This window comes from Pseudomonas sp. GG8 (assembly GCF_052976945.1).
Genome location: NZ_JBRIIP010000001.1, coordinates 4,073,630 through 4,091,569 on the forward strand (window position 1 = coordinate 4,073,630; position 17,940 = coordinate 4,091,569).

Here is a 17,940-nt window from a genome sequence, read left to right on the forward strand (position 1 = left end):
AGTACTCAGGGTGTGCGGTTACGCCGTGTCTCGATGATGTTCGGCAACTGGGAGATCCGCCCCAGGAGTCGTCCTAGCGCATCCAGGCCCGGAATTTCGATGGTCAGAGACATCAGCGCGGTGTTGTCTTCCTTGTTCGAGCGGGTATTGACCGCCAGCACGTTGATCCGCTCGTTGAGCAGAACCTGAGAAACGTCACGCAGCAAACCGGAGCGATCATAGGCACGGATGACGATGTCCACCGGGTAGGTGAGCACCGGCACCGGGCCCCAGTTGACCTGGATGATCCGCTCCGGCTCGCGACTGCCCAGCTGCAGCACTGCCGCGCAGTCCTGGCGGTGAATGCTCACGCCACGGCCCTGCGTGATGTAGCCCACAATGGCATCGCCGGGCAGCGGTTGGCAGCAACCGGCCATTTGCGTCATCAAGTTGCCGACGCCCTGAATCTGGATATCGCCACGCTTGCCGGGCTTGTAGCCGGTGGCTTTGCGCGGGATCAGCTCCAGTTGTTCGTTGCCGCGTTCCGGCTCGACCAGTTGCTGCGCAGCATTGACCAGCTGCGTCAGACGCAGGTCGCCAGCACCCAGAGCGGCGAACATGTCTTCGGCGGTTTTCAGATTGGCTTTTTCGGCCAATTTGTCGAAATCCACCTGTGGCAATCCCACGCGCGCCAGTTCACGCTCCAGCAGGGTTTTACCCGCCGAGACGTTCTGGTCACGCGCCTGCAATTTGTACCAGTGGACGACCTTCGCCCGCGCCCGCGAGGTGGTGATATAGCCAAGGTTCGAGTTCAGCCAATCGCGACTCGGCGTACCGTGTTTACTGGTGATGATCTCAACCTGCTCACCGGTCTGCAGGCTGTAGTTGAGCGGCACGATACGCCCGTTGATCTTGGCGCCACGGCAGTTGTGACCGATTTCGGTGTGCACCCGATAAGCGAAGTCCAGCGGCGTCGAGCCTTTGGGCAGATCGATGGCATGGCCATCCGGGGTGAACACGTACACCCGGTCGGGCTCGATATCGACCCGCAGTTGATCTGCCAATCCGCCGATATCACCCAGCTCTTCATGCCACTCGAGCACCTGCCGCAGCCAGGAAATTTTCTCTTCGTATTGATTAGAGCCGGATTTGACGTCGGTGCCTTTGTAGCGCCAGTGCGCGCATACGCCCAGCTCTGCCTCTTCGTGCATGGCGTGGGTGCGGATTTGCACTTCCAGCACCTTGCCTTCGGGGCCAATGACCGCAGTGTGCAGCGAGCGATAGCCGTTTTCCTTGGGGTTGGCGATGTAGTCGTCAAACTCCTTGGGGATGTGCCGCCAAAGCGTGTGCACGATGCCCAGCGCGGTATAGCAGTCGCGGATTTCAGGCACTAACACGCGCACGGCACGCACGTCATAGATCTGGCTGAACTCCAGACCCTTGCGCTGCATTTTGCGCCAGATCGAATAGATGTGTTTGGCCCGACCGCTGATATCGGCTTTCACCCCGGTACTCAGCAGTTCGTTTTCCAGTTGGCCCATGACCTCGCTGATAAAACGCTCGCGATCAAGGCGGCGCTCATGCAGCAATTTAGCAATCTGTTTGTACTGTTCGGGTTCCAGGTAGCGGAAGGACAAATCCTCCAGCTCCCATTTGATGTGCCCGATACCCAAGCGGTGCGCCAGTGGCGCATAGATGTCGAACACTTCCCGGGCCACGCGGTTGCGCTTTTCTTCGTCGGCATTCTTGACCGCACGAATCGCGCAGGTGCGTTCGGCCAGCTTGATCAGCGGGACGCGCACGTCATCGACCATCGCCACCAGCATCTTGCGCAGGTTTTCTACCTGGGCCTGAGACCCCATCACCAACGACTCGCGAGGGCTCAGACTGGAACTGATCGCCGCCATGCGAAGCACGCCGTCGATCAGTTTAGTCACTGTCGGACCAAAACGCTGACTGACGTCCGCCAAGGGGATCTTGCCCTCGCGCACGCCACGGTAGATCACGGCAGCGACCAGTGAGTCCTGATCGAGCTTGAGATCTGCGAGGATCTCGGCGATTTCCAGGCCAGACTGGAAACTGGAGGCCCCTTCTGCCCATAAATTCTTTGAGGCGTTGTCCTGTTGCTCGGCATGGCGGGCAAACTCGCAAGCCTCTTTCAAGGCCTGTCGGTCCAATGCAAGGTCAACGCTGACTATATGATCGAGCCATGCATCAAGATTGATACTGCCATCGGTGTTGATCGGCTGGTGCGCTCTCACCTGTACCATGTTGCTTACCTTCCCTACGGCGCGATAAAAAGCGCCTTCAGTCGCTGGGCTTCTTGAGCAAACGCTCCTTGCTGGGCAGGCAAGGGCTGTGCGTCCGCGGTCCAGTCGGATTAAACGAGATTCCCTGTGAGCGGCTGACTCATTTCCTTAAGCCGTGTCGCTCACTTACTCGCTTCAAATAAAGCCATCGCCTCGACATGAGCCGTTTGCGGGAACATATCGAGAATTCCGGCGCGTTTTAATCTATAGCCCTGCTTGATCAATTCGACCGTGTCGCGCGCTAAAGTTGCAGGGTTACATGAAACATAAAGTAACCGCTTGGCACCTAATGTCGACAGCTTGCGCACCACCTCAAAAGCACCGTCACGCGGTGGGTCCAAAAGTACCGCAGAAAAGCCGTTTTCGGCCCAGCTCGCGTGTGCCAACGGCTGCATCAAATCGGCCTGAATGAACTGCACATTGTGCAGTTCATTGCTCATTGCATTACCCGTGGCACGTTCGACCATGGTCGCAACGCCTTCTACCGCCACCACTTCACGGGCCTGTCGGGCCAATGGTAAAGCGAAGTTACCCAGCCCACAGAACAGGTCCAGAACCCGCTCGTCCGCCGTGGGCGCCAGCCATTCCAATGCCTGCGCAACCATCGCGGCATTAACCGCGGCGTTGACCTGAATGAAATCCCCCGGCCGGTAGGCCAATTGCAAATTCCACGGTTCCAGTCGATAGCCCAATTGCTGACTCGGGTCGACCGGTTGCGGCTCACCCTCGCCGTGCAGCCAAAGCTGGGCATCGTGGGTCTGACAGAAAGCGATCAAGGTCGCCAGATCGGCCTCGGCCAACGGCGCGGTATGGCGCAGAAGCACCGCCGTCGACGAACCGCTGAACAACTCGACATGCCCGACGACCTGCGGCTTGCTGAAACGACGCAGCATGGCCGGCAACTCGGTCATGATAGGTTGCAAGGCCTGTACCAGAACCGGGCATTCGTCGATGGCGACGATGTCCTGACTGGCCGCGGCCCGGAATCCCACATCAAGCCGTTTGGCCTTGGCATCCCAGCGTACGGCGATGCGCGCCCGACGTCGGTAGGCGAACTCTGGACCGGTCAAGGGGGCTGCCCACTCTTCAGGCTCGACACCTGCAACCCGGGTCAACTGCTCGGCGAGCATGCGCTGTTTCAGGGCAAGCTGTTCGCTATGGGGCAAATGCTGGACGCTGCAACCGCCACACCGACCGAAATGCACGCAGGGTGCCGGCCGGCGCAGAGGACTGGGCTGGAATACACGCTCAGTGCGGGCTTCCACGACTTTGCCGTGGGCGTTGAGTACCCGCGCCTCGACCTCTTCACCGGCCAGACTGCCGGCCACAAACCAAGTGCGGCCTTCGATGAATGCGATACCGCGTCCGTCATTGGCCAGGCGCTCGATGGTCAACCGCTGCTTCTTCCCAGTCGGCACCTGGGGCACCTTTGTGCCGCCAGTGGGCTGGAAGCGCAGGCCTCTCTCTTGCTTAGCCATCAGTTAGGCACATCGTAGACGCCGGTCGACAAGTAACGGTCGCCTCGGTCACAAATGATAGCGACCATGACTGCATTCTCGACTTCGCGGGACAAGCGCAACATCCCGGCAACGGCACCACCGGACGACACACCACAGAAAATGCCTTCTTCGCGGGCCAGTCGGCGCATGACGTCTTCGGCTTCGGCCTGGGCCATATCGACGATCCGGTCGACACGGTCGGCCTGGTAGATCTTCGGCAGATATTCTGTCGGCCAACGACGGATACCGGGGATGGAGGCCCCGTCCATCGGTTGCAGACCAATGATCTGCACCTTGGGGTTTTGCTCCTTGAGGTAACGCGAAACACCCATGATGGTGCCCGTGGTGCCCATGGAACTGATGAAATGGGTGATGGTGCCGCCAGTCTGCTGCCAGATTTCCGGGCCGGTGCTGACGTAATGCGCTTCCGGGTTATCCCCGTTGGCGAATTGATCGAGCACCTTGCCACGGCCTTCGGCCTGCATGCGTTCAGCCAGGTCGCGGGCACCTTCCATGCCCTCGTCCTTGCTGACCAGAATCAGCTCGGCGCCATAAGCGGTCATCGCCGCCTTGCGTTCGGCACTGGAATTATCCGGCATGATCAGAATCATCCGGTAGCCTTTGATCGCGGCGGCCATGGCCAGCGCGATGCCGGTGTTGCCGGAAGTCGCTTCGATCAGGGTATCGCCCTGATGGATCTGCCCGCGCAATTCGGCGCGAGTGATCATCGACAGCGCCGGGCGATCCTTGACCGATCCGGCAGGGTTGTTGCCCTCAAGCTTCAACAGCAAGGTATTAGTAGTCTCACCCGGCAGGCGCTGCAAACGGACCAGCGGGGTGTTGCCGACGCAGTCGGCGATGGTTTGATACTGCAGGGTCATGACGTCTTCGCAATCCAGACTGCGGGGGCGCCTATCATAACGGCAAACGCCTAAACCCCATATCACGCAAAGTGCGCTGTATAGGGCGAAAAGATATAAGCAGTCAATACGGGCTCAGCTGCGTTATATAAATAGCCTTCGCGAATGAAACAGCCGACCGTGGTGGCTGCCTAGAGCGTGCCTTCCCATTTGGGCCGACGTAGAAGTGGGTAATTTGCCGAGATTGCCCGCGAGCAACTCGCTACACTGCCGGAATATCGATCGCTGGATGCGGTCTTGAACAAAGTGGCGTGGCTGCTGGAGAAATAGCGTGCTGAAAAAGCTGGGTATCAAAGGCCGTGTGCTGCTGTTGACCATTGTCCCCGCTCTGCTGATGGCAGTGGTGTTGGGCGGTTACTTCACCTGGATGCAACTGTCCGACCTGCAAAGCCAGCTGCTGCAACGCGGTGAAATGATCGCCGAAGAACTCGCACCGCTGGCCGCCCCGGCGCTGGGCCATAGCGACCGCGCGCTGCTCGAACGCATCGCCGGGCAGGCGCTGGAGCAAACAGACGTGCGCGCCGTGTCCTTTCTCGGCCCCGACCGCGATCTGCTGGCCCATGCCGGGCCGAGCATGATCAACCCGTCCCCCATTGGCAACAGCACTCACTTGCTGCAGCGTTCCGGGAACGACGCCACCCGCTATCTGCTGCCGGTGTTCGGTCGCCAGCGCCACCTGAGCGGTGCTCTGATCCCTGAGGAGGCCGACCGTCTGCTCGGCTGGGTCGAGCTGGAGCTGTCCCATAACGGGACCTTGTTGCGCGGCTATCGCAGCCTGTTCGCCAGTCTGCTACTGATCGTTACGGGGTTGGTGTTGACTGCGATTGTGGCGATCCGCATGAGCCGAACCATCAACGAGCCGATCAGCCGGATCAAATTGGCGGTGGCGCAACTCAAAGACGGCAATCTTGAAACACGCCTGCCGCCACTGGGCAGCCTGGAACTGGATGAGCTGGCTTCCGGTATCAACCGCATGGCCGCGACCTTGCAGAATGCCCAGGAAGAATTGCAGCACAGCATCGATCAGGCCACTGAAGACGTGCGGCAGAATCTGGAAACCATCGAAATCCAGAACATCGAGCTGGACCTGGCGCGCAAAGAAGCGCTTGAGGCCAGCCGGATCAAATCCGAATTCCTCGCCAACATGAGCCACGAGATTCGCACCCCGCTCAATGGCATTCTCGGCTTCACTCATCTGCTGCAGAAAAGCGAGCTGACCCCGCGCCAACTGGATTATCTGGACACCATCGAAAAATCTGCCGACAACCTGCTGGGCATCATCAACGAGATTCTCGATTTTTCGAAAATCGAAGCCGGCAAGCTGGTGCTCGACAGCGTTCCGTTCAACCTGCGCGACCTGCTGCAGGATGTCCTGACCATCCTTGCCCCGGCCGCCCATGCCAAACAGTTGGAACTGGTCAGCCTGGTGTACCGCGACACACCGTTGTCGCTGCTCGGAGATCCGCTGCGGCTCAGGCAGATCCTGACCAATCTGGTCAGCAATGCGATCAAGTTCACCCGCGAAGGCACCATCGTCGCCCGCGCCATGCTCGAAGATGAGCAAGAAGACAGCGTGCAACTGCGCATCAGCGTGCAGGACACCGGCATCGGTCTGTCCAGCCAAGACGTGCGGTCGCTGTTTCAGGCGTTCAGTCAGGCAGACAATTCGTTGTCGCGGCAACCGGGCGGCACCGGGTTGGGACTGGTCATTTCCAAACGACTGATCGAGCAAATGGGCGGCGAAATAGGGGTCGACAGTACGCCGGGTGAAGGTTCCGAGTTCTGGATCAGCCTGAACCTGCCCAAAGCCCGCGATGACCTGGAAGACCTGCCATCCCCGCCCCTTCTCGGGCGTCGGGTCGCGGTGCTGGAAAATCATGAACTCGCACGTCAGGCCTTGCAGCACCAGCTGGAAGATTGCGGTCTGGAAGCGGTGGTTTTCAACAACCTGGAAAGCCTGATCAACGGGGTCACTGCTGCGTATCAAACAGCACAGGCTATCGACCTGACGGTGCTGGGCATCACCGCCCACGAACTGCCGCCCGAACGGCTGCGCCAGCATATCTGGGACCTTGAAAACCTCGGCTGCAAGGTCCTGGTGCTGTGCCCGACCACCGAGCAGGCGCAATTCCAGTTGGCCGTGCCCAACGCCCACAGCCAGTTACAGGTAAAACCGGCCTGCACGCGCAAGCTGCGGCGCAGCCTGTCCGAACTGATCAGCCCCAAACAACAGCGCATCGATACCTCTACCCCCCTGTCCAGTCGGCCACCGCACTTGCTCTGCGTCGATGACAACCCGGCCAACCTGTTGCTGGTGCAAACACTGCTTGAAGACATGGGCGCCAAAGTGCTGGCCGTCGACAGTGGTTATGCCGCGGTCAAGGCGATACAGAAAGAAACCTTCGATCTGGTGCTGATGGACGTACAGATGCCCGGTATGGACGGGCGCCAAGCCACTGAAACGATCCGGGCCTGGGAGGTCGAACAGCAGAGTACTTCGCTACCGATCGTGGCCCTCACCGCCCATGCCATGGCCAACGAAAAGCGCGCCCTGCTGCAAAGCGGCATGGACGACTACCTGACCAAGCCCATCAGTGAGCGGCAATTGGCCCAAGTGGTGCTCAAATGGACCGGGCTGGCACTGCGCAATCATGTGCCGAAACGTCACAGCGAAAGCACACATCACGGCATCGACCTGCAGGTGCTCGACCCTGAAGAAGGCTTGCGCCTGGCAGCGGGCAAGCCTGACCTGGCAGCGGACATGCTAGCGATGCTTCTGGCCTCTCTGGACACCGACCGTGACGCCATCCGCGATGCCCGCGATGCCCACGACAAACTGGCACTGATCGAAAGGGTCCATCGCCTGCATGGCGCAACCCGTTATTGCGGGGTGCCGCAACTGCGCGCAGCCTGTCAACGCAGTGAAACCTTACTCAAGCAGGATGCACCCGAGGCCAACGCCGCCCTCGACGAACTGGACATGGCTATCACACGGCTGGCCGTCGAAGCACGAGTGACCGCTTGAAGGGTGATCCGTTTGCATGAACGTCCTTCTGACGTTATAGCGGGCAAGCGGGCTCCTGCAAGGGAGCATCGCCACAAGGAGATTTTATGCGCATCCTTTTATTCAGCAGTCAGAACTATGACCGCGAAAGCTTTCTCGCGGCCCGCTTACCGGCGGGTGTGGATCTGCATTTCCAACCGGCACGCCTGAATCTGGACACGGTTGCCCTGGCCAACCACTACCCAGTGGTCTGTGCCTTCATCAATGACGACCTCAGCGCGCCCGTACTCGAACAACTGGCCGCAGGCGGTACGCGCCTGATCGCCTTGCGCTCGGCGGGTTATAACCATGTAAACCTGGCAACGGCGCACGCCCTCGGGCTCAAGGTCGTGCGCGTGCCGGCCTACTCTCCGCACGCCGTGGCCGAACATGCCGTGGCCTTGATTCTGGCCCTTAACCGTCATCTGCACCGTGCGTACAACCGCACCCGCGACGGTGACTTCACCCTGCATGGGCTGACCGGCTTCGATCTGGTGGGTAAAACCGTGGGCGTCGTCGGCACCGGGCAGATCGGCGCGACCTTCGCCCGGATCATGTCCGGGTTCGGCTGCACGCTGTTGGCTCATGACCCCTACCCTAATCCGCAGGTCGAAGCCTTGGGCGCGCGCTACCTGAGTTTGCCGGACTTGCTGGCGCAGGCGCAGATCATCAGCCTGCACTGCCCGCTGACCGCGCACAGCAAACACCTGATCAACAGCACGTCCCTGGCGCAGATGCAGCCCGGTGCGATGCTGATCAACACCGGTCGCGGCGCGCTGGTCGACACACCGGCGCTGATCGAAGCGCTAAAAAGCGGGCAATTGGGTTATCTGGGGCTGGATGTGTATGAAGAAGAAGCGCAATTGTTCTTCAAAGACCGTTCCGACCTGCCACTGCAGGACGATGTGCTGGCTCGCCTGCTGACGTTTCCCAACGTGATCGTTACCGCTCATCAGGCTTTTCTGACCCGAGAAGCGCTGGGAGCCATTGCGCAGACCACTCTGGACAATATTGCCGCCTGGGCCGAGGGTTCGCCGCAGAATCTGGTCGAGGGTTAATAACAGGCTGCATGATAGGATGCGCGCAGATTTGGAGGACCCATGGTCGAACACGATTTCCGCTACACCCTGTTTAACCCACAACACACGCTGATCGAATGCCGCGCGCTGGCCCCCGGTCGTTATCAAGTCACCGGCAACGGCGGCTCGATCCACGCGGATGACGTGCTTTTGGTCACGCTCAAAGGGAGCAAGGACTTGTCCATGCGCCTGACCGTGGAAAAAGTCCGGCACCTGATCAACCCTCGCGGCCAATGGGTCGCGGTGGCGCAGGGTCCGGTCTTCGCTGAACTGGCGATTCATCAGTGGAAGGCCAGTTGCAACGGTTGCGCGACCGAGCTGAACGTCGAGTTCGCGGTCGATGCCAAGCTCGGCATCAAAGCACAAAAGCCGGCTGCCGCCGCTCGCATTGCCGAGCTGGGCTGGAAAACCGAAGGTGACAAGCACTTTTGCCCGAAATGCCAGGAGAAAGCCGCATGATTCGCGCCGTCCTGTTTGGCCTGCTCGGCAGCACCCTGATGGGCTGCGCCGCCAAGCCGGTAGAATTGACACGCGATCGGGGCTACATGCTGGAATGGATCGGTGAAAATCCGCTGATCGACCGCAGCCACCTGACCATGACCCTTGGTGAGGACGGTCGTGCCTACGGCACTGCAGGCTGCAACCATTGGTTCGCGCCGTATACGGTGGAGGACGACACGATCAGCTTCGGCATGGTCGGCAGCACCCGCAAGATGTGCGCGCCCGCCCTGATGGAGCAAGAACAACGCTTCCTCGACGCACTGACCAAAGTGCAGCGCTGGGACATCTCGCCGATCGACCAACTGCGCCTCTGGCCTGCCGAAGGAAAACCGCTACGGTTTTGGCTGGAAGACAGCTGATTTAATAGCGGCTGTACCGCCTTCTCGAATGAATTCACTCTCGCAGAGGTCTCCAGCCTTGTGGGAGTGAACTCATTCGCGAACGGCTCGCGGTGACTGACCTGCGTTACCCCTCGCCCCGCAATACCGCCAACCGCTGACTCACACCGGCTGCGGTCTGCTCACCAAGCAATTGCTCCCGCACCTTGCCCTTGTCATCAATGATATACGTCACCGGCAGCGCTTCGCTGTGGGGCAGGTCGTAACGTTCGGCCGGGTCCAGAGCCAGGACAGTGAAGGTGATACCCAGCGCGGCAGTGGCGGACTTCAGGTCTTCGCCTTGCAGGCCGTCGAAGTTGACCCCGAACACACTCACCTGCCTGTCTTTGAGCTGATCGGCCAACGCGTTGAGTTCCGGGATCTCCGTCCGGCATGGCCCACACCACTCAGCCCAGTAATTGATCACCAGCCAATGCTTGTCGACACGCTCGCTGGCAACCTTCTGCCCGTTTTGATCAGGCCCCAGGTCTGCGCCACAACCACTGAGCAGCAAACTGCCGATGAGCGCTGCTATCGCTGCCAATCGCCTTGTCATGTGCCCTTCCTTATCCAGAGATTCACTTTAACTGCGACCAATCACCGCCCAAGGTTCAGGAGCAGTCCTCACACAGGTAGAATAGCCGCCACCTTACGCAAGATGCGACCCGCAAATGACCGATCTGACGCTTTATCACAACCCGCGCTGCTCGAAATCTCGCGGCGCGCTGGAACTGCTTGAGGCCCGCGGCCTGACGCCGACCATCATCCGCTACCTGGACACCCCGCCAGACACCGCGCAATTGCGCGACCTGCTGGGAAAACTGGGCATCGGCGCCCGGGAACTGCTGCGGACCGGTGAAGATGAATACAAAGCCCTGAGCCTGGCGGACACCCACCTGAGCGACGAGCAACTGATTGCCGCCATGGCCGCCCACCCGAAATTGATCGAGCGGCCGATTCTAGTGGCTGGCGACAAAGCCGTCATTGGCCGCCCACCAGAACGCGTGCTGGAGATCCTGGCATGAGTGCCCCGTACATCCTGGTCTTGTTCTACAGCCGCAACGGCTCGACCAGCGAGATGGCTCGGCAGATTGCCCGGGGTATCGAGTTGGGTGGCATGGAAGCGCGACTGCGCACCGTGCCCGCGATCTCGTCCGAAATCGAAGCGGTCGCGCCAAGCATCCCCGAGCAAGGCTGCTTATATGCCAGCCTCGACGACCTGAAAAACTGCTCCGGCCTGGCTCTGGGCAGCCCGACGCGCTTCGGTAACATGGCCGCGCCGCTGAAATACTTCCTCGACGGCACCAGCACCCTGTGGCTGACCGGCGCCTTGGTGGGCAAGCCCGCCAGCGTGTTCACGTCCACGGCCAGCCTGCATGGCGGCCAGGAAACCACGCTGATGTCGATGCTATTGCCGTTGCTGCACCACGGCATGCTGGTCGCAGGACTGCCCTACAGTGAAGCCGCGTTGCTGGAAACCAGCGGCGGTGGCACGCCTTATGGCGCCAGCCACCATGCCGGTGCCGATGGTAAACGCGCGCTGGATCAACACGAAATCACCCTGTGTCGCGCGCTCGGTCAGCGCCTGGCTAAAACCGCTTTATTGTTGGAGACGCCTCGTGGCTAAAAAGCCTAAAGTCCTGCCCGCGCTGGAATGGCTGGAGCCGCGAGTGCGCCTGAGCCGGATCGCCAGCCTGATCTGTTTTTTCGGCCTGATCTTGCTGCTGGCTGCGTACTACCTGATCTTCGCCGACCTGCATGGCGCGCGCCCCTGGGTGATCCTGCTCATCGAACTGGTGCCATTGATCCTGCTCGCTCCTGGCATGATCAGCGGCAGCGCCCGCGGCCATTCGTGGACCTGCTTTGTGATCAACCTGTACTTCATCAAAGGCGCACTGGCCGTTTACGACCCGAACCGCAGCCTGTTCGGTGCACTGGAGATGCTTTCGAGTCTGGCAGTGTTCGTCAGCGCGTTGCTGTATGTGCGCTGGCGTTTTCAGTACAACCGCAAGCTGGCGGGGGAAGGCGCCGTCTGACAGACCGTCATCGCGAATGGCTTGATGCGATGTCAGTGGTTGACCGTATCCGCCAGCATCAACGACAGCTGACACATCGGCCGCCCACTCTCTGCGTGCCACTGGTTGAACGCACCTTGCACGGTGGCGAGGTCCTTGAGGCTGGTGGGCACTTTGTCGATGATGCCCTGTGCGTTGAGCCCGGCGACCACGTCGTAGGTCGGGATGAACGTGTCCTTGCCGACCATGCGCAGAAAACTCGGCGCTGACATCCCGCCCAATTGATGCCCGTGTTTGGCCAGGTACTTCCACAGGCCGACGATATCGGTCACTGGCCAATCGGCGATGAAATTACCAAAGCTGCCCTTCTCCTTACTGATGTCCAGAATCATCTGCGCATTGCGTGGCACACTTTTCAGTTTGCCCAAATGGCGAATGATTCGTGCGTCCTGCATCAGGCGCTCCAGGTGCTCGGCGCCCATCAGCACGACCTTCTCGGGATCGAAGCGAAAGAACACTTCTTCGAACATCGGCCATTTGGCGTCTACCAGGCTGTGCTTGAGGCCGGCGCGAAACACCCGTCGGGCGAGGGCCGACAGGTAACGGTCATTGCTGATTGCGCGAAGTTGCGCCGGGGAATTGGGCACGGGCAGATGTGCTTCAAGCGCCGAGGCCGAGCCAAAGCGGTTCAGGCAATATTCATGAAGCCATTTGTAATCGCGCATGCCCTTTCCTACTGACAATTGATAGAGGTCTGACATCTCGCCGAGGCTAGGTGTCAGGCAGCAAATAGAACAGAGTGTCGAGATCGATCAGAGGTTCACGACATTGACGAAGCGCGAGGCTGCGGTTTCATCGATCCGCAGGTTGGCGAAGTCGAACAGAGTACGGTCCGCCAGTTGCGACGGCTGCACGTTCTGCAACGCACTGAAGATGCTTTCGGTACGGCCTGGGGTCGTGCGTTCCCACTCCGACAGCATGTCCTTGACCACCTGACGCTGCAGGTTTTGCTGAGAACCGCAGAGGTTGCACGGAATGATCGGAAACGCTTTCAGATCGGAAAAAGCCTGAATATCACGCTCGTTGCAGTACGCCAGCGGACGAATCACCACATTACGACCATCGTCAGCCCGCAGTTTGGGCGGCATGGCCTTGAGCGTGCCCGTGAAGAACAGGTTGAGAAAAAAGGTCTCGATGATGTCGTTGCGGTGATGCCCCAGCGCCATCTTGGTCGCGCCGATTTCATCGGCAAAGGTGTACAGCGTGCCACGGCGCAGGCGCGAACACAGCGAGCACGTGGTCTTGCCTTCGGGGATAAGCTTTTTGACCAGCGAATAGGTGTCTTTTTCGACGATGTGGTACTCCACACCCAACGCCTCGAGGTACGCAGGCAGCACATGCTCGGGGAAGCCTGGCTGTTTCTGGTCCATGTTGACAACGACGATATCGAATTTGATCGGCGCCACTTTCTGAAAATGCAGCAGCACATCAAGCAGGGTATAGCTGTCTTTACCGCCCGACAGACACACCATGATCTTGTCGCCTTCCTCAATCATGTTGAAGTCGGCCACTGCTTCGCCCGCGAGCCGACGCAGACGTTTCTGCAGTTTGTTCTGATTGACTGAAAGGGTGCCCATGGCGCAGATATCCGCTAACGATGACTCGGTAAAAGGCCGGCATTTTACGCGACAAGGATCATAGGCGCATGCCGATTTATTGTTGGCACTCAAATAGCGCATTGCGATTAACAGCAGTCTCTCGAGCACAATTTACTCTAAAGGGCTGCGTCTTCCCTTCCTATACTGCGTCATAGGGTCGCACCCATTCCTGTATCGAGGCTGTGGCCTTACACCTGCCGTGGCACTTAGGCCCGACAGGCGCTCCGCTGGGGGGCGACGGTAAAACAAAAAGGAGTGACCGGCATGATCCATCACGTTATCGGACTGTTCACCCATCCTGATCAAGAATGGCAGCAAATACGTGGCGAAAAAGAAGAAAGCATCGGCCACATGTACCTCACGCATACCCTGATTCTTGCGGCGATTCCCGCAGTTTCGGCTTATATCGGCACCACTCAGGTGGGCTGGGTGATTGGCAGTCGAGCGGCGGTCATGCTGACCCCCGTAAGCGCGCTGTGGATGACCATCATGTCCTACATTGCCATGCTGGCTGGCGTGGCCGTCATGGGAGCATTCATCCACTGGATGGCGCGCACGTACGACGCCAGTCCGAGCCTGGCGCGCTGTGTCGCCTTCGCCACCTACACCGCAACACCGCTGTTCATTGGCGGGCTGGCGGCCCTGTATCCGCATATGTGGCTGGGAATGATCGTCGGCCTCGCGGCCGTTTGTTACACGGTTTATCTGCTATACGTCGGCTTGCCGACGTTCATGAACATCCCTTCCGATGAGGGCTTCATGTTCTCAAGCTCCGTATTGGCCGTGGGCCTGGTGGTGCTGGTCGCCATCATGGCGTTCACCGTCGTCCTGTGGGGCGTCGGTGTAGGGCCTGAATACACTAACTGACTGACTGACGGTTAACCGTTGACCATGAGCCGCCTTTGAGGCGGCTCATGCGTTTAACCATGACCATTGGGCGCCTTCAGTTTTCGGCAGGCCAGGGCTTTACGGCATACTGGCCACCTCTGGAGAGCCTTTAAGAATGCCCGAGCAGCTCAATACCCGCGTCGAAGTCTGTTATCAGCAAGCCGAAGCCTTTTTCAAACGCCCCTTCAAACGGCCGGTGGTCAGCCTCAAGCTGCGCGGTCAAAAAGCGGGTGTTGCCCATCTGCACGAGAATCTGTTGCGCTTCAACCCGCAGCTGTACCGGGAAAACAGTGAAGATTTTCTCAAGCAGACGGTCGCCCACGAAGTCGCGCACTTGATCGCCCATCAATTGTTTGGCGAGCGTATTCAGCCCCACGGCGAAGAATGGCAATTGATCATGCGCGGGGTATACGAACTCCCGCCCAATCGCTGCCACACTTACGCGATCAAACGTCGCCGCATGACCCGCTACATCTACCGCTGCCCCTGCGCAAACAGCGATTTCCCGTTCTCCGCCCAGCGCCACCTGCTGGTCGGGAAAGGCCGACGCTATTTGTGCCGTCGCTGCCGGGAGACCTTGGTGTTCAGTGGAGAAGTGCGGGTCGAGTGATGAGAGAGCCAGGTACTCCGCGCACAGCCATTCTCGCCTATCAAAAAACCCATAACCATTTGAAATAGAACATTATTTTTAGGCGCTGACTTGTCTGCGAACAAGCCCGGCACGGGCTTTGAACTGCGCCTGTGTGCAGGCGGTGTGGGTGAGTTCACTCGCGAAAGCGGTCAGGCAATAACCCCCGCCGCCCGCAATTCAGCGATCCGCTCAGCGCTGTAACCCAACCCCGCCAGCACTTCCTCACTGTGCGCACCCAACGTCGCACCGATATGCCGGGGCTCGGGCAGGCCGTCGGAGAACTTCAGCGGGCAGGCCATCTGCGCCTGCAAGCTGCCGTCTTCACGGGGCACTTGGCAGACCAGCTCACGCGCCTGTAATTGTGGATGCTCGATTGCCTCGGCAACGCTCAGCACCGGTTCGACACACGCATCCAGACCGGCAAAGCACGCGCGCAGCTCTTCAAAAGAGCGTTTCTCGAATTCAATTTTCAGCTCGTCCTTCAATGAGGCCTGCACCTCGGGGCTCGACGACAGGCCGAGCGCGGCCAACTCCGGGCGACCCAGCGCGACGCACAAGGGTTGCATGAACGCTGGTTCCAGGCTGCCCACGGAGAACCAGCGGCCATCTCGACAGCAGTAATAATCATAAAAACTGCCGCCATTGAGCATCTGGCTTTCCCGGGCCGGCTCCACACCGCACGCCAGATAACCCGCCCCGGCCATGGCATTCAGACTGAACACACAGTCAGTCATGCTGACATCCACATATTGCCCGAGCCCGGTTTGCTGGCGTGCGACCACGGCGGCCAGCAGACCCACCACTCCATGCAGCGACCCTCCCGCCACATCCGCCGCCTGAATGCCCAACGGCACCGGACCACTGTCCAGGCGCCCGGTGTAGCTGGCGATGCCCGACAGTGCAAGGTAGTTGATGTCATGCCCGGCGCGATCCCGATAAGGGCCTGTCTGGCCATAGCCGGTGATCGACACATAAATCAGTTTCGGGTTGATCGCCTTCAACGCCTCGTAGCCCAGCCCCAGGCGTGCCATGACACCCGGTCGAAACTGTTCGAGCACGATGTCGTATTCAGCCACCAACTGGCGGATCACCTCGAGCGCCTGCGGTTGCTTCAAGTCGAGGGCGAAGCTGCGCTTGTTGCGATTGAGGTAGGCGTGGCTGGCTGACGTCCCGTGATCGTGAGGCGGCAACAGTTTCAGAAGGTCCATGCGCGTCGGCGATTCGATGCGCAATACGTCAGCCCCCATGTCGGCGAGCAGCAACGAAGCGAACGGTCCCGGCAACAAGGTGGAAAAATCGAGAATCTTGAGCGATGACAATGGCCCTTGCATGCTTACTCCCTTAGCAGTTCTGTAACCAGACCTTACACCTGAGGCCTTCAGAGTAAGCAACCACGAGCCACCCTTCAATGGCCGCGCCACTCATCGTCGCTGACTGATTCGATCAATCGGCAGGTATAAAAAAACCCATCCGAAGATGGGGTTTTTTATACCTGCGCCGCGTTATGCAGTTTTAGGCGCGGTGCTGGATACCGTCGCTGGAATCGGGCCTTCATTCACGCCCAGATCATCTTCTGGGCCTGTGTTGGAGATCCCGCGACCACCGGAAGCCAGTTCGATTTGCAGCTTGTCTTCGTCCAGCTCGTTAACCCACTTGGCCACAACCAAAGTCGCAACAGCGTTACCGACCAAGTTGGTCAGTGCGCGGGCTTCGGACATGAAGCGGTCGATACCCAGGATCAGCGCCAGACCGGCAACTGGCAAGTGGCCAACGGCGGACAGGGTGGCGGCCAACACGATGAAGCCACTGCCGGTAACGCCGGCTGCGCCCTTGGAGGACAGCAACAACACCACCAACAAGGTGATCTGGTGAGTGATGTCCATGTGGGAGTCGGTCGCCTGGGCGATGAACACGGCAGCCATGGTCAGGTAGATCGCAGTACCGTCCAGGTTGAAGGAGTAACCCGTCGGAATAACCAGACCGACAACCGACTTCTGCGCGCCCAGGCGTTCCATCTTGATCAGCATGCGCGGCAGAGCGGACTCCGAAGAAGACGTGCCCAGCACGATCAGCAACTCTTCACGGATGTAGCGGATCAACTTGAGTATGCTGAAGCCGTGAGCGCGAGCGATACCACCCAGCACAATCAGTACGAAGAGTGCGCAGGTGATGTAGAAGCACAGCATCAATTGACCGAGTTGCACCAGCGAACCGACACCGTAAGCGCCGATGGTGAAAGCCATCGCGCCAAAAGCACCCAGCGGAGCCAGCTTCATGATCATATTGATGATGTTGAACATCACGTGGGCGAAACGATCGATGAAGTCGAGCAGCGGTTTGCCGTAGGCACCCAGGCGATGCAAGGCAAAACCGAAGATCACCGAGAACATCAGTACTTGCAGGATATCGCCCGTCGCAAAAGCGCCAACGATAGTGCTTGGGATAACGTTGAGCAGGAAGCCGACGATGCTCTGGTCAGCGCCTGCAGCAACGTAGGCCGCGACCTTGGAAGCATCCAGCGTCGCCACGTCGATGTGCATGCCAGCACCCGGCTGAACGAGGTTAACCACGACCAGACCGATCAGCAGCGCGATGGTAGAAACGACTTCGAAGTACAACAGCGCATAACCGCCGGTTTTACCGACTGACTTCATGCTCTGCATGCCAGCGATACCGCTGACGACCGTGCAGAAAATGATCGGAGCGATGATCATTTTGATCAGTTTGATGAACCCGTCACCCAACGGCTTGAGCGACACACCGGCTTGAGGGTAGAAGTGGCCGATCAGAATGCCAATGACAATGGCTACGATGACCTGGAGATACAGGGATTTATACAGCGGCTGACGAGTCGTCATTGCAAGTTCCTCAAGAGCATCGCCGGTCATCATCCATCTGATGCGTGCGACGCCATAAAGCGCTAACCCTCCTGCACTGGAGGGATTTGTTTTGGCGAGTTGCGCGGGCAGCCCCTTCGCAAATCTCTACCGGTATTATTGCAGGGCGCGTGCCACTTTCGACAAAACCGCTCTAGATCAACT

At 59.3% G+C, this 17,940-nt stretch carries 17 protein-coding genes; 9 read left to right on the top strand and 8 right to left on the bottom strand.

Going from position 1 to position 17,940, the window contains the following annotated elements:
* Positions 1-5 precede the first annotated feature (5 nt).
* The 3 genes from relA to cysM form a co-directional block, all read right to left on the bottom strand.
* Positions 6-2,249: a GTP diphosphokinase gene (relA, locus tag ACVBEG_RS19625; protein ID WP_322217522.1), complete on the bottom strand. Its 2,244-nt coding sequence runs from the start codon at positions 2,247-2,249 to the stop codon at positions 6-8.
* 161 nt (positions 2,250-2,410) lie between these two features.
* Complete coding sequence (rlmD, locus tag ACVBEG_RS19630) at positions 2,411-3,766, bottom strand: 23S rRNA (uracil(1939)-C(5))-methyltransferase RlmD (protein WP_323569003.1); 1,356 nt, start codon at positions 3,764-3,766, stop codon at positions 2,411-2,413.
* Entirely contained in the window at positions 3,766-4,668 is a 903-nt protein-coding gene (gene cysM, locus ACVBEG_RS19635) for a cysteine synthase CysM (protein ID WP_322181102.1), read from the bottom strand. The genes rlmD and cysM overlap by 1 nt, the downstream gene beginning before the upstream one ends.
* Before the next feature lie 310 nt (positions 4,669-4,978).
* On the opposite strand from cysM, the gene ACVBEG_RS19640 reads away from it, so the two are divergent.
* From ACVBEG_RS19640 to ACVBEG_RS19655, 4 genes are all read left to right on the top strand, one after another.
* Positions 4,979-7,732, top strand: coding sequence for a response regulator (locus tag ACVBEG_RS19640; RefSeq protein ID WP_322181104.1), 2,754 nt, complete (start codon positions 4,979-4,981; stop codon positions 7,730-7,732).
* Positions 7,733-7,818: 86 nt separating this feature from the next.
* Positions 7,819-8,808 (top strand): 2-hydroxyacid dehydrogenase, encoded by a 990-nt coding sequence (locus tag ACVBEG_RS19645; protein ID WP_322181106.1) that lies wholly within the window; start codon positions 7,819-7,821, stop codon positions 8,806-8,808.
* A gap of 42 nt (positions 8,809-8,850) precedes the next feature.
* On the top strand, positions 8,851-9,288 hold the full coding sequence (locus tag ACVBEG_RS19650) for a hypothetical protein (RefSeq protein ID WP_322181108.1): 438 nt from the start codon (positions 8,851-8,853) through the stop codon (positions 9,286-9,288).
* Positions 9,285-9,689 carry an META domain-containing protein gene (locus tag ACVBEG_RS19655; RefSeq protein ID WP_322181110.1) on the top strand — a complete coding sequence of 135 codons (405 nt, stop codon included), beginning with the start codon at positions 9,285-9,287 and terminating at the stop codon, positions 9,687-9,689. The genes ACVBEG_RS19650 and ACVBEG_RS19655 overlap by 4 nt, the downstream gene beginning before the upstream one ends.
* Positions 9,690-9,795: 106 nt before the next feature.
* Here the strand turns inward: ACVBEG_RS19655 and ACVBEG_RS19660 are convergent, their stop codons facing one another.
* On the bottom strand, positions 9,796-10,263 hold the full coding sequence (locus ACVBEG_RS19660) for a TlpA disulfide reductase family protein (protein ID WP_322217527.1): 468 nt from the start codon (positions 10,261-10,263) through the stop codon (positions 9,796-9,798).
* A 115-nt stretch (positions 10,264-10,378) separates the two neighbouring features.
* Between ACVBEG_RS19660 and arsC the strand changes: the two genes are divergently transcribed.
* From arsC to ACVBEG_RS19675, 3 genes are read left to right on the top strand one after another with little or no spacing between them, the layout of a single operon-like run.
* The gene (arsC, locus tag ACVBEG_RS19665; RefSeq protein ID WP_322181114.1) at positions 10,379-10,732 is read left to right on the top strand and encodes an arsenate reductase (glutaredoxin); all 354 of its coding nucleotides are present in this window, start codon (positions 10,379-10,381) and stop codon (positions 10,730-10,732) included.
* Positions 10,729-11,334 carry an NAD(P)H:quinone oxidoreductase gene (wrbA, locus tag ACVBEG_RS19670; protein WP_322181116.1) on the top strand — a complete coding sequence of 202 codons (606 nt, stop codon included), beginning with the start codon at positions 10,729-10,731 and terminating at the stop codon, positions 11,332-11,334. Before arsC ends, wrbA begins: the two co-directional genes overlap by 4 nt.
* A complete protein-coding gene (locus tag ACVBEG_RS19675; protein ID WP_322181118.1) occupies positions 11,327-11,743 on the top strand; it encodes a DUF2069 domain-containing protein in 417 nt (138 codons plus the stop codon). Before wrbA ends, ACVBEG_RS19675 begins: the two co-directional genes overlap by 8 nt.
* Before the next feature lie 32 nt (positions 11,744-11,775).
* Here ACVBEG_RS19675 and ACVBEG_RS19680 read toward each other — a convergent pair whose 3' ends face one another.
* Together ACVBEG_RS19680 and ttcA are read right to left on the bottom strand one after the other, a co-directional pair.
* A complete protein-coding gene (locus tag ACVBEG_RS19680) occupies positions 11,776-12,447 on the bottom strand; it encodes a DNA-3-methyladenine glycosylase I (RefSeq protein WP_447108229.1) in 672 nt (223 codons plus the stop codon).
* An 87-nt stretch (positions 12,448-12,534) separates the two neighbouring features.
* Positions 12,535-13,359: a tRNA 2-thiocytidine(32) synthetase TtcA gene (gene ttcA / locus ACVBEG_RS19685; RefSeq protein WP_322217530.1), complete on the bottom strand. Its 825-nt coding sequence runs from the start codon at positions 13,357-13,359 to the stop codon at positions 12,535-12,537.
* A 285-nt stretch (positions 13,360-13,644) separates the two neighbouring features.
* Between ttcA and ACVBEG_RS19690 the strand changes: the two genes are divergently transcribed.
* Positions 13,645-14,247: a Yip1 family protein gene (locus ACVBEG_RS19690; RefSeq protein WP_322181124.1), complete on the top strand. Its 603-nt coding sequence runs from the start codon at positions 13,645-13,647 to the stop codon at positions 14,245-14,247.
* Between the two features lie 136 nt (positions 14,248-14,383).
* Positions 14,384-14,878, top strand: coding sequence for a SprT family zinc-dependent metalloprotease (locus ACVBEG_RS19695; protein ID WP_219063952.1), 495 nt, complete (start codon positions 14,384-14,386; stop codon positions 14,876-14,878).
* Between the two features lie 170 nt (positions 14,879-15,048).
* On the opposite strand, the gene ACVBEG_RS19700 is transcribed toward ACVBEG_RS19695, so the two are convergent.
* Complete coding sequence (locus ACVBEG_RS19700) at positions 15,049-16,230, bottom strand: CaiB/BaiF CoA transferase family protein (RefSeq protein WP_447108230.1); 1,182 nt, start codon at positions 16,228-16,230, stop codon at positions 15,049-15,051.
* Positions 16,231-16,401: 171 nt separating this feature from the next.
* Complete coding sequence (locus ACVBEG_RS19705; RefSeq protein ID WP_322181129.1) at positions 16,402-17,757, bottom strand: dicarboxylate/amino acid:cation symporter; 1,356 nt, start codon at positions 17,755-17,757, stop codon at positions 16,402-16,404.
* Between the last annotated feature and the right edge of the window lie 183 nt (positions 17,758-17,940).

Excerpts from the sequence above, each read along its gene's own strand:
- relA (WP_322217522.1), bottom strand. The coding sequence starts at position 2,249 with ATGGTACAGGTGAGAGCGCACCAGCCGATCAACACCGATGGCAGTATC.
- rlmD (WP_323569003.1), bottom strand. The coding sequence starts at position 3,766 with ATGGCTAAGCAAGAGAGAGGCCTGCGCTTCCAGCCCACTGGCGGCACA.
- cysM (WP_322181102.1), bottom strand. The coding sequence starts at position 4,668 with ATGACCCTGCAGTATCAAACCATCGCCGACTGCGTCGGCAACACCCCG.
- ACVBEG_RS19645 (WP_322181106.1), top strand. The coding sequence starts at position 7,819 with ATGCGCATCCTTTTATTCAGCAGTCAGAACTATGACCGCGAAAGCTTT.
- ACVBEG_RS19650 (WP_322181108.1), top strand. The coding sequence starts at position 8,851 with ATGGTCGAACACGATTTCCGCTACACCCTGTTTAACCCACAACACACG.
- ACVBEG_RS19655 (WP_322181110.1), top strand. The coding sequence starts at position 9,285 with ATGATTCGCGCCGTCCTGTTTGGCCTGCTCGGCAGCACCCTGATGGGC.
- ACVBEG_RS19660 (WP_322217527.1), bottom strand. The coding sequence starts at position 10,263 with ATGACAAGGCGATTGGCAGCGATAGCAGCGCTCATCGGCAGTTTGCTG.
- arsC (WP_322181114.1), top strand. The coding sequence starts at position 10,379 with ATGACCGATCTGACGCTTTATCACAACCCGCGCTGCTCGAAATCTCGC.
- wrbA (WP_322181116.1), top strand. The coding sequence starts at position 10,729 with ATGAGTGCCCCGTACATCCTGGTCTTGTTCTACAGCCGCAACGGCTCG.
- ACVBEG_RS19680 (WP_447108229.1), bottom strand. The coding sequence starts at position 12,447 with ATGCGCGATTACAAATGGCTTCATGAATATTGCCTGAACCGCTTTGGC.
- ttcA (WP_322217530.1), bottom strand. The coding sequence starts at position 13,359 with ATGGGCACCCTTTCAGTCAATCAGAACAAACTGCAGAAACGTCTGCGT.
- ACVBEG_RS19690 (WP_322181124.1), top strand. The coding sequence starts at position 13,645 with ATGATCCATCACGTTATCGGACTGTTCACCCATCCTGATCAAGAATGG.
- ACVBEG_RS19695 (WP_219063952.1), top strand. The coding sequence starts at position 14,384 with ATGCCCGAGCAGCTCAATACCCGCGTCGAAGTCTGTTATCAGCAAGCC.
- ACVBEG_RS19700 (WP_447108230.1), bottom strand. The coding sequence starts at position 16,230 with ATGCAAGGGCCATTGTCATCGCTCAAGATTCTCGATTTTTCCACCTTG.
- ACVBEG_RS19705 (WP_322181129.1), bottom strand. The coding sequence starts at position 17,757 with ATGACGACTCGTCAGCCGCTGTATAAATCCCTGTATCTCCAGGTCATC.